Below are 11781 nucleotides of genomic sequence, written 5' to 3'. Positions count from 1 at the left end.
GAGGATGTCAAGACCTGGTAAGGTTCTTCGCGTTGCTTCGAATTAAACCACATGCTCCACCACTTGTGCGGGCCCCCGTCAATTCCTTTGAGTTTCAGTCTTGCGACCGTACTCCCCAGGCGGAGTGCTTAATGCGTTAACTTCAGCACTAAAGGGCGGAAACCCTCTAACACTTAGCACTCATCGTTTACAGCGTGGACTACCAGGGTATCTAATCCTGTTTGCTCCCCACGCTTTCGCGCCTCAGCGTCAGTTACAGACCAGAAAGTCGCCTTCGCCACTGGTGTTCCTCCAAATCTCTACGCATTTCACCGCTACACTTGGAATTCCACTTTCCTCTTCTGCACTCAAGTTTCCCAGTTTCCAATGACCCTCCCCGGTTGAGCCGGGGGCTTTCACATCAGACTTAAGAAACCGCCTGCGCGCGCTTTACGCCCAATAATTCCGGACAACGCTTGCCACCTACGTATTACCGCGGCTGCTGGCACGTAGTTAGCCGTGGCTTTCTGGTTAGGTACCGTCAAGGTGCCAGCTTATTTAACTAGCACTTGTTCTTCCCTAACAACAGAGCTTTACGACCCGAAGGCCTTCATCGCTCACGCGGCGTTGCTCCGTCAGACTTTCGTCCATTGCGGAAGATTCCCTACTGCTGCCTCCCGTAGGAGTCTGGGCCGTGTCTCAGTCCCAGTGTGGCCGATCACCCTCTCAGGTCGGCTACGCATCGTCGCCTTGGTGAGCCGTTACCTCACCAACTAGCTAATGCGCCGCGGGCCCATCTGTAAGTGATAGCCGAAGCCATCTTTCAACTAAGGAACAGGAGTTCCTCAGTGTCATCCGGTATTAGCTCCGGTTTCCCGAAGTTATCCCAGTCTTACAGGTAGGTTGCCCACGTGTTACTCACCCGTCCGCCGCTAATTAACGGGAGCAAGCTCCCATTAATCCGCTCGACTTGCATGTATTAGGCACGCCGCCAGCGTTCGTCCTGAGCCAGGATCAAACTCTCCATAAAAGTTAAGTTTAAATCTTGTATTGCTCAAAAAACTAATAATTGACGTTTACTTCATGTTTTGTTTAGTTTTCAAAGTTCATTTTGTCGCGATGTCTCTTGGCGACTTCTATATAATAACAAATCCATTAGACTCGGTCAATAGTTTTTATAATATATTTTCAAAAAAAATTAAACTAATTTTATTTAAGCAAAAACCTTACTTAATATTCTTATTTTCCTACCTTTAGATTTAATAGAACTAAGGAGTTAATACTCCCCATAAAGATTAAATGAGCAAAACTGACAAACCTAAAATAAAACCCTACTATCTTCAATTTAAAGAAACATTAGTATCCTCACATAGAAAAAAGAGAGAACAAATATGTTCTCTCTTTAGCATTATTTAAAAACTATTCTTCAGTTGTTTCAGTTATATCATCATCTTCTAGAGTCGGAAATTCATCATCATTTTCATCTTCTGCCTCAATTTCCTCTTCTTTTGCTGCAATTGCAACCGTAGCAACATGACCTTCTTGGTCTAGTCTAATTAATTTAACACCTTGAGTAACACGGCCAAGACGTGAGATTTGTTCAATTGGCATACGAATAATAACACCGGATTCAGTAATTAACATTAAATCCTCTTCGTCACTTACACATTTTAATGAAATCATTTTACCGTTTTTCTCTGTAACATTCAGTGTTTTTAATCCTTTACCACCACGACTTTGAATACGGTATTCTTCCTGTGCAGTTCGCTTACCATAACCAAGTTCCGTAACAACAAGAATATCTAAGTGCTCCTCCACAACTTCCATTCCTACAACATAGTCATCTTCAGAAAGTGTAATAGCTTTAACACCTGTTGCTGTTCTTCCCATTGATCTAACATCATCTTCATTAAAACGGATCATCATACCTTTTGAGGTACCGACAACAATATCTTTCGTTCCGTCTGTTAAACGTACTGAAATTACGTCATCATCCTCTTTTAAATTAATTGCAATTAATCCATTCGTTCGGATATTTGCAAATGCAGATAAAGGTACACGTTTCGCTATTCCTTGTTTCGTCGTAAAGAATAGGTACCAATTCTCTAAAAATTCACTTACTGGAATAATAGCGTTAATACTTTCACCTCTATCAATTTCAAGTAAGTTTACGATAGGTAGTCCTTTAGCTGTACGGCTAAACTCCGGAATCTCATAACCTTTTGATCGGTATACTTTCCCCTTATTCGTAAAGAATAAAATTGTATCATGAGTTGAAGGTGTCAGTAAGTGTTCTAAGAAGTCATCATTATTAGTGCCCATTCCCTGAATACCACGTCCACCTCTTCTTTGAGATCGATAAGTAGAGACTGGAAGGCGTTTAATATATCCATTATGAGTTAAACTTACAATGATATTCTCAACTGGTATTAAATCTTCATCTTCAATGATTTCAACTCCACCAGGAACAATCGCTGTTCTTCGTTTATCATTATATTGCTCTTTTAACGCAGTTAACTCTTCACGAATGATTTCAAGTACTCGTTCCTCGTCTGCAAGAATTGCTCTTAGTTCTGCGATTAACTTGATTAACTCTTGGTATTCTTCTTCAATTTTTTCACGCTCTAACCCAGTTAGACGTTGTAATCTCATATCTAAAATTGCTTGAGCTTGCTTTTCAGATAAATTGAAAGTTTCCATTAACCCATTTTTTGCAATTTCTGCCGTTTGAGAAGCTCTAATTAAGCTAATTACAGCATCTAAATGATCAAGGGCAACTTTTAAACCTTCTAATATATGTGCACGTGCTTCCGCCTTTTCCAATTCAAACTTTGTTCTGCGTTTAATAACAACAATTTGGTGGTCCAAATAGTGTTTCAAGCAACTCTTTAGAGATAGCACTTTTGGTTCACCATTTACAAGTGCTAATAAATTGATACCAAAGCTTGTTTGAAGCGCGGTTTGTTTATAAAGGTTATTTAAAAGTACATTTGCGTTCGCGTCTCTTCTTACCTCAATGACAACACGCATACCAGTTCTGTCAGACTCATCACGCAAATCAGTTATGCCTTCAATTTTTTTATCTCGAACTAGTTCAGCAATTCGTTCAACAAGCTTAGCTTTGTTTACTTGATATGGTAACTCAGTTACAATAATCGTTTGTCTTCCATTTGCTTTTTCTTCAATTTCAACTTTAGCTCTAATAATGATAGAGCCTTTACCAGTTTCATAAGCTTTACGAATACCACTTTTCCCTAGAATCATACCCGAAGTAGGGAAATCGGGTCCTTGAACAAACTCCATTAACTCTTGTGTAGTAATCTCAGGATCTTTACTTAGTGCAAGCACACCATCAATTACCTCGCCTAATTGATGTGGAGGAATATTTGTAGCCATCCCTACCGCAATACCTGTTGCTCCATTTATTAACAAGTTAGGAAATCTTGCAGGAAGAACGATCGGCTCTCTTTCAGAACCATCATAGTTATCTTGAAAATCAATCGTATTTTTATTAATATCGCGAATTAATTCCATCGATATTTTAGACATCCTAGCCTCTGTATAACGCATTGCCGCTGCAGCGTCCCCATCGACAGATCCAAAATTCCCATGGCCATCTACTAACATATATCTAAAGTTAAAGTCTTGAGCCATACGCACCATTGTTTCATATACAGCAGAGTCACCATGCGGATGGTACTTACCAATTACTTCACCAACGATACGCGCTGACTTCTTATAAGCTTTATCAGCTGTCATTCCTAAATCATTCATTGCATATAAAATTCTTCTATGTACAGGCTTTAAGCCGTCTCGTACATCTGGTAACGCTCGAGAAACAATTACACTCATTGCATAATCTAGGAAGGAATTACGCATTTCATGACTAATATTAATTTCTTTGATTTGTTGATTTTCGCTCAACATCGGCACCTCCCTTTAGTTTTCGTATCATGTAAGAAAGGGAGCTAAAAAGCTCCTATCAGACTTTGACAAACGCTTAACTTCTCCGGTGTTTTACTTGACCAAGATTCAATAAAAAATCCAATATCTCGACAAATTTCACACAAAAAAGAACAAACATTTTCTATTAGTCTAAATTTGTATCTGTTCAGACTACATCTATACACTGAAAGGAGCATATAAGCTCCTTAACATTAACTATTAAATATCTAAATTCTTTACGTACTTAGCATTATCTTGGATAAAGTTACGCCTTGGTTCTACCTTTTCACCCATTAACGTTTCAAACGTTTCATCCGCTTCAATAGCATCTTGAAGGTTAACTTGTAATAATGTTCTAGTTTCAGGATTCATTGTAGTTTCCCATAACTGTTCAGGATTCATTTCACCTAGACCTTTATATCGTTGAATAACTGGTTTTGGTACAGCATTAATGGTCGACATAATTTCTTCCATTTGTCGATCATTGTAAGCATACTGTATTTTTTTACCTTGTTGAATCTTATATAAAGGTGGTTGAGCTATATAAATATAACCACTTTCTATGATTTGACGCATATAACGATATAGGAACGTCAACAATAACGTACGAATGTGAGCACCATCTACATCGGCATCTGTCATTAATATAATTTTATGATATCGAGCTTTCTCAATATCAAAGTCATCACCAATTCCAGTACCAAAGGCAGTAATCATTGAACGAACCTCATTGTTTGATAAAATTTTATCAAGTCGCGCTTTTTCTACGTTAATGATTTTTCCACGTAAAGGAAGTATTGCTTGGAAGTGACGATCTCGTCCTTGTTTAGCACTTCCACCCGCTGAGTCACCCTCAACGATGTAAATTTCGCTAATTGAAGAATCTTTTGAAGAACAATCTGCTAATTTCCCAGGCAAACTTGATACTTCTAAAGCACTTTTTCTTCTTGTTAATTCACGAGCCTTTTTAGCAGCAACACGCGCTCTAGCTGCCATTAAACCTTTTTCAACGATTTTTTTAGCTTCAGTTGGATTTTCTAATAAAAACTTTTCAAGTTTCTCTCCAAAAACTTGCTCTGTAATCGTACGAACTTCACTATTACCTAGTTTAGTTTTTGTTTGTCCTTCAAATTGAGGATCTGGATGTTTAATAGAAACGATAGCAGTTAATCCTTCACGCACATCCTCTCCAGATAAGTTACTATCTTGATCCTTAATTAACCCATTCTTACGTCCATAATCATTAATAACACGAGTCAATGCTGTTTTGAACCCAACTTCATGAGTTCCACCTTCATGTGTATTAATATTATTTGTGAATGAGTATATATTACTTGTATAGCTCTCGTTATATTGAAGTGCAATTTCTACACTAATTCCATCTTTTTCACCAATCACAAAAATTGGCTCGTCATGAATTACTTCTTTTGAACGATTTAAGTGTTCAACATAAGATTTAATTCCACCTTCATAGTGAAACTCTTTCTTTTGCTTATTTTCTCTACGATCTTCTATTGTTAAGCGAATACCCCTATTAAGGAATGCTAACTCTCTTAAACGATTTGCTAATGTATCAAAGTCATAGACTATTGTTTCAGTAAAAATCTCTGAATCAGGTTTAAAATGAGTAATTGTACCTGTAGTATCCGTTTCACCTTCGATACTCATATCTGCAACTGGTATACCTTTAGCAAATTGTTGGTAATAAATATTTCCTTCACGATGAACATGAACTTCAAGTAAAGTAGATAATGCATTTACTACTGAAGCCCCTACACCATGTAGTCCACCAGATACTTTGTATCCGCCACCGCCAAATTTACCACCAGCATGAAGTACTGTCATAATTACTTCTAATGCCGGTCTACCCATTTTTTCATGAATACCTACCGGGATACCACGACCATTATCTTTAACTGTAATGCTATTATCTTCTTCAATAATTACATTAATCTCATCACAGTATCCAGCCAATGCCTCATCTATACTATTATCAACGATTTCCCATACTAAGTGATGTAATCCTTTTCCACTCGTAGACCCGATATACATCCCCGGTCTTTTACGTACGGCTTCTAAACCTTCAAGAACCTGTATTTGATTTTCATCATAATTATGTTCTTGCATCTTTTGATCCATTGTCATGAACACTCACCTACTTTTTTTATTTTACATAAAAGAATTAATAAATTTCAGCTATGCTTGTTAGGCGGCGTAGTAGAAATTTCATAAATTGCTTATTGAGAACCGCTTATAATTGTTCCATGTGAAACATTTATAATATTAGCCTGCTTTATCGTTTCGTGTTGAATCCCGTCGACACTTGTCGTCGTGACAAACGTCTGCACTTTATTTTGAATTGCATTTAATAAATGCGTTTGACGATAATCATCTAATTCTGAAAGAACATCATCTAATAAAAGGATAGGGTATTCTCCAACTTCCTCTTTAATAAGTTCAATTTCGGCCAATTTTAAAGAAAGTGCTGTTGTCCGCTGTTGTCCTTGTGATCCAAAGGTCTGAACGTTTTTATCATTGACCATAAAAACTAGGTCATCTCTGTGAGGACCAAGCAATGTAGTACCTCTTGATACTTCTCGTTCCTTTTCAGCTTCAAATTGTTTAATATACTCATCTTCCATTTTCGTCAAATCTGTTAAATCTGATACATTAATGCTTGGTTTATATATAATTTCTAGTTTTTCGGTCTCTCTAGAAATTTGACTATGAATAGGCGAAGCCCAATCTTGTAATAATTTGATGAACGAAATTCGCTTTTCGATTATTTTTATTGCATGTTTCACTAGTTGAGATGTAAGGACTTCAAGCATTAAATAGTTCCGATCACGACTAGTTTGTAATGTTCGTAGTAGTGAATTTCGCTGTTGGAGGATTCGTTGATACTGACTTAGCTCATGTAGGTAAACAGGCGAAACTTGTCCTAGTTCCATATCTAGAAATTTTCGACGCACTTGTGGACTACCTTTTACTAAATGTAGGTCTTCTGGTGCGAACATAACGACATTCATCACGCCTATATATTGACTTAACTTCATCTGTTCTAGATGGTTCAGCTTTGCTTTCTTACCTTTCTTTGAGAGGATTAGCTGTAGTGTTACTTGTTGGTTTTTCTTTTGTAACGTACCTTTTATTGTACCATACTCTTCGTCCCATCGTATCATTTCTTTGTCATTGCTCGTTCGATGGGACTTTGTTAAAGCTAGCACATAAATAGACTCCATTAAATTCGTTTTACCTTGTGCATTCTCTCCAATAATGACATTCACATTATTTTGGAAGCTCAACTGAAGCTTTTCGTAATTACGGTATTGTCTTAGTTCTAAATCTTTAATATACAATGGGATTCCCCCAAAACTTATGAAGTAATAATATACGTACCTATTCCAGTAATAGAAATAGTATCGTTTAAAACTAATTTCTTTCCTCTGCGGTTTTCAGGCTCATTGTTTACAAAGATTTCATGCTCCGCTAAAAACCATTTAGCCATTCCACCTGTATCAATAACTCCTGCAAGCTTTAAAAATTGACCTAACGTAATATAATCCGTTTTTATTTTAACTTTTTCATTTTTCATTTTTATCACCCTCAAATATCCATTCCTTAATTGTACTAAACTTCTGTAAGAAAAAAAACAGTTAACCCTTATTTTGTCTATTAAGTACAAAAAAGGCTGACCCAAATGTACTTTGCACTCCCCAAACATAGTTCTTCTCTATATCCTTGGAGATTGCTAGTACATTCTATTAGGACAGCCCCTTTCTTTAGAATTTACTAACTAGTATGTGCGAACTGGTAAAATTAATTGCAATGTTCTTGAATCATTTACGGTGCGAATTAAAAATGGTCTCATTGCTCCAGTAAATTGAATATAAATTTCAGGACTTTCTATTGCTTTTAATGCATCCATTACATATTTAGCACTAAAAGATATCTTTAGCTCTTCACCTTTAATATCCTCACAAACAATTTCATCTACAACTTTACCGATTTCTGGTGAATAGGAAGACACATTAACTGTTGAACCACCAACTGTTTCTAAGTGGACAACGTTATTTCTACCTTCTCTAGCTAATAATGAAGCACGATCAATTGCTTGTAAAAATTCTTTTGTCATAACAGTAAGCTCAGTTTTGCTCTCACTTGGAATTAATTTTGATGTATCCGGATAATTCCCTTCAAGTAAGCGTGTAAAGAATAGTATATGTTTTGTTTTAAATAAAGCTTGGTGTTCAGTTAAAACAATTTCTACTTTTTCACTACTATCATCAAGTATTTTGCTAAACTCGTTCAGGCTTTTACCAGGAATTACGACACTAGCTTTAAAATTACTTGAAATTAAACCACCATCAATTTTAGCTTGTCTTAAAGCTAGTCGGTGGCTATCTGTTGCAATACATGTTAACTCATCATTCTCAATCTTCCAGTTAACACCCGTTAATATTGGTCTAGTTTCTGAAGTTGATACTGCAAATACTGTTTGGCGAATCATAAACTTTAATAAATCTGCAGAAATAGAAATTGTTTCATGTTCTTCAATTTGTGGAAGTAATGGATACTCTTCTGAATCAAAACCATTTAGACTAAACTCCGTCTTTCCGGCTCTAATAGTCGTAACATAATTACCATCGGATTCTAATTCGACAAAATCAGCAGGTAATTTTTTTACAATATCACTAAAATATCGAGCATTTAATACAATACTTCCGGGTCTTTTTACATCAACTAATTGTTGATCATCTAATACAGTTGGTAAATACGATTCTATTGAAATATCTGAATCACTACCTGTGAAAGTTAGTCCTTCGTTTGTAACTACTAATTTAATACCAGTTAAGATTGGAATTGTTGTTCTAGATGAAACAGCTCTCATAACATCTTGTACAGCTTTAACAAGATGATCTTTTTGTACAGTAAATTTCATAATTTGTACTCCTTATATATTTTATAAAATAATATAGTAATAGTAGTAGGGCCTGTGAATTTGTGGATAACTGCATTTTAGTAAAGAAAAATAAGTCTATCAACATGTGGATAGACTGTGTAAAAGGTTTAGTGAGTTATACACAAGTTAACGACTCTACTGATTTAATTTTTCATTAATCTCTTTAATTTGAGATTGCAGTTGTGAGTCAGTATCAACTAATTTTGAAATTTTTTCGTGTGCATGAATAACAGTTGTATGATCTCGTCCTCCAAATTCTTCTCCTATTTTAGGTAAAGAATGGTCTGTAAGCTCTCTTGATAGATACATTGCAACTTGTCGAGGGAATGCTACGGATTTCGTACGTTTTTTTGCTTTAAAATCCTCTAATTTAATATTATAAAATTCTCCAACTGTTCGTTGTATATCGTGTATTGATAATGTTTTAGGCTTCGTCGCTGTAATTAAGTTCTTAAGAGCTTCAGCGGCTACACTAGCATTAATATCTTTATTAATTAACGATGAATAAGCGACTACACGTATAAGTGCTCCTTCTAACTCACGAATATTCGTATCAATTTGATTTGCTATATATAACATAACCTCATTTGGAATATCTAACCCCTCAGCCTTAGCCTTTTTGCGTAAAATCGCAATCCTAGTTTCTAAATCTGGAGGTGTAATATCCGTAATAAGGCCCCATTCAAATCGCGAACGAAGTCGATCTTCTAATGTAGGGATTTCTTTAGGTGGTCGGTCACTTGAGATAATGATTTGTTTACTTTCTTCATGAAGAGTATTAAAAGTATGGAAAAATTCTTCTTGTGTTTGTTCTTTTCCAGCTAAGAACTGAATATCATCTATAAGTAGAACGTCTACATTTCGGTACTTATTTCTGAACTCTATCGCTTTATTGTCACGAATTGAGTTAATAAACTCATTTGTAAATTTTTCTGATGATAAATAAACTACCTTGGCATTCGGATTATGCTCTAGCACATAGTGTCCAATTGCATGCATTAAGTGGGTCTTTCCTAATCCTACGCCCCCATATATAAACAATGGATTATAGGCCTTAGCAGGTGCCTCTGCAACAGCAAGTGAAGCTGCATGAGCAAAACGGTTACCTGAACCAATTACGAAAGTATCAAAAGTATATTTAGGGTTTAACATACTTTGGTTGAACTCTACTGGCTCCTCAAATTTAACTTTAGCTTTAACCGCTGGGATATTCATCTCTATTTCTTCTACGTGATTTTGAGGAAGGATAAATTTGATTTCTAGCTCCGCTCCAGTTATTTCTAAAACAGTATCCATTATTAATGATGAATACTTTGACTCAAGCCAATCACGGGCGAATTCATTTGGGGCAATAATTGTTAGCGTATCATTTTTTAACGAAAATGCCTTTGTCGATTTTAACCACGTTTCAAAGCTAGGTTTACTTATCTTTTTTTCTATTTCAGTCAGAACCCTTGACCACAGATCCCCTATATTCTCCAAACAAAAATCCCTCCTTACAAAGCTTGTTCAACTTTTGTACAAGCGTCTTTCTCGACTATTTATTTTTATTCATCTCATTGAATATGCTTATTTTTAAAAAGCTGCAAAAATCCACTTTATTTGACAGTATTCACCTATGTGGATAACTTTAAAATGGTACAAGTGTAAAACCTGTCCACAAGTTATTAACATCTGTGGACAATTAATAATAAAAAACAACTTGTCCAAAGTGGAAAACAAATTAATAATATCAAAAATCGTTAGCTATTTCAATGAGTAGTTAATGTTATCCACATGCTAATCCACTTGTTTAAAAAAATTGTCCACAGAAAAATAACTTGTGTAAAAATTGTCGATAACTGTTGTGGGTAAAAAAAGTACAGAAAAATCTTATCCACAGAGCCTTTAACAATTTCTTAAAAAGAAGGAGCAGCGGTTTTTAAACAATTTTCTTATTCATTTAAAAGTCGATAAAAAAAATCTTTCGACACCATCATTTTTAGTATGTGCTTAGCTGTTTATAAATTCGTTGGAAGGAAAAGATAGGAGTAAAATGATTACTATATTTAAATGAGTAACTTCATTTTTTATTTAGAAATCTTAATGGATCAGCTATTCTTCATAAAATGGAAATATTTAATGATCATGTTTTAACATCTTACATTGACATTCTTAGTAGTTATTCTTTATAATTTATAGGACTGTCTATTACAGTAATTCCTCAGGGAGGTGTCATATAATGAAAAGAACATTTCAACCAAACAAACGTAAACGTAGCAAAGTACATGGTTTCCGTAGCCGTATGAGCACTGCAAATGGACGTAAAGTTCTAGCTGCTCGTCGTCAAAAAGGAAGAAAAGTATTATCTGCGTAGGCCACTGTCAACAGTGGTCTTTTTCACTAATAAGAAGGCCTTTTTTGCTTTTATGTCACAATTTGTAAGTAAAAAAGGCCTCATTTTTTATAAAAAAATTGTTATGATAATTGAAGGAATCATTTGAGGTGTCGGTGGAACATGAACAAGAAAAACAGAATAAAAAAGAATGCAGATTTTAGTCGCGTTTTTCGAGGGGGATCATCAACTGCAAACCGACAATTTGTAATCTATACTGTAAAAAAAGAAGACCAAACTTCCTTTCGTATAGGATTATCTGTCAGTAAGAAACTCGGTAATGCTGTTGTGAGAAATCATATAAAGCGATATATAAGACAAGCTCTTACTGAATTGAGTAATGATCTTCATTTAAATATGGATTATGTTGTTATTGCAAGAAAGCCCTGTACTGAGCTACCTTTTAATGAGTTTAAAAAGAGTTTAATTCACGTGTTGAAAAGGGCGGAAGCGCTTAAAATACGTGATTCAAAAAATAAATTAGATAAAAAACAAATTAAGTAATTACATATTTAAATGT

The 11781-nt window shown here is 35.4% G+C and carries 8 protein-coding genes and 1 rRNA gene; 2 read left to right on the top strand and 7 right to left on the bottom strand.

Annotation, left to right across the window (positions count from 1 at the left end; genetic code table 11):
- The 7 genes from ACFCYN_RS02205 to dnaA all read right to left on the bottom strand — a co-directional run.
- Positions 1–1009, bottom strand: a 16S ribosomal RNA gene (locus ACFCYN_RS02205); the annotation flags it as partial.
- Between the two features lie 389 nt (positions 1010–1398).
- Complete coding sequence (gene gyrA, locus ACFCYN_RS02200; RefSeq protein WP_172446571.1) at positions 1399–3903, bottom strand: DNA gyrase subunit A; 2505 nt, start codon at positions 3901–3903, stop codon at positions 1399–1401.
- A gap of 240 nt (positions 3904–4143) precedes the next feature.
- Positions 4144–6063, bottom strand: a complete 1920-nt coding sequence (gene gyrB, locus ACFCYN_RS02195) for a DNA topoisomerase (ATP-hydrolyzing) subunit B (RefSeq protein ID WP_172447752.1) — start codon at positions 6061–6063, stop codon at positions 4144–4146.
- Positions 6064–6161: 98 nt separating this feature from the next.
- On the bottom strand, positions 6162–7283 hold the full coding sequence (gene recF / locus ACFCYN_RS02190; RefSeq protein WP_172446570.1) for a DNA replication/repair protein RecF: 1122 nt from the start codon (positions 7281–7283) through the stop codon (positions 6162–6164).
- 17 nt (positions 7284–7300) lie between these two features.
- Entirely contained in the window at positions 7301–7519 is a 219-nt protein-coding gene (gene yaaA, locus ACFCYN_RS02185) for a S4 domain-containing protein YaaA (RefSeq protein ID WP_172446569.1), read from the bottom strand.
- 201 nt (positions 7520–7720) lie between these two features.
- Positions 7721–8866 carry a DNA polymerase III subunit beta gene (gene dnaN, locus ACFCYN_RS02180; RefSeq protein ID WP_375947205.1) on the bottom strand — a complete coding sequence of 382 codons (1146 nt, stop codon included), beginning with the start codon at positions 8864–8866 and terminating at the stop codon, positions 7721–7723.
- A 156-nt stretch (positions 8867–9022) separates the two neighbouring features.
- The gene (gene dnaA / locus ACFCYN_RS02175) at positions 9023–10369 is read right to left on the bottom strand and encodes a chromosomal replication initiator protein DnaA (protein WP_098119091.1); all 1347 of its coding nucleotides are present in this window, start codon (positions 10367–10369) and stop codon (positions 9023–9025) included.
- A gap of 739 nt (positions 10370–11108) precedes the next feature.
- Between dnaA and rpmH the strand changes: the two genes are divergently transcribed.
- Positions 11109–11243, top strand: coding sequence for a 50S ribosomal protein L34 (rpmH, locus tag ACFCYN_RS02170; protein WP_098119090.1), 135 nt, complete (start codon positions 11109–11111; stop codon positions 11241–11243).
- Between the two features lie 141 nt (positions 11244–11384).
- Positions 11385–11765: a ribonuclease P protein component gene (rnpA, locus tag ACFCYN_RS02165; protein WP_098119089.1), complete on the top strand. Its 381-nt coding sequence runs from the start codon at positions 11385–11387 to the stop codon at positions 11763–11765.
- Positions 11766–11781: the final 16 nt, after the last annotated feature.

Source organism: Gottfriedia sp. NPDC056225 (genome assembly GCF_042267765.1).
Taxonomy (GTDB): domain Bacteria; phylum Bacillota; class Bacilli; order Bacillales; family Bacillaceae_G; genus Gottfriedia.
Note: the sequence above shows the minus strand (reverse complement) of the source record. Positions and strands in the feature narration are given on the sequence as shown.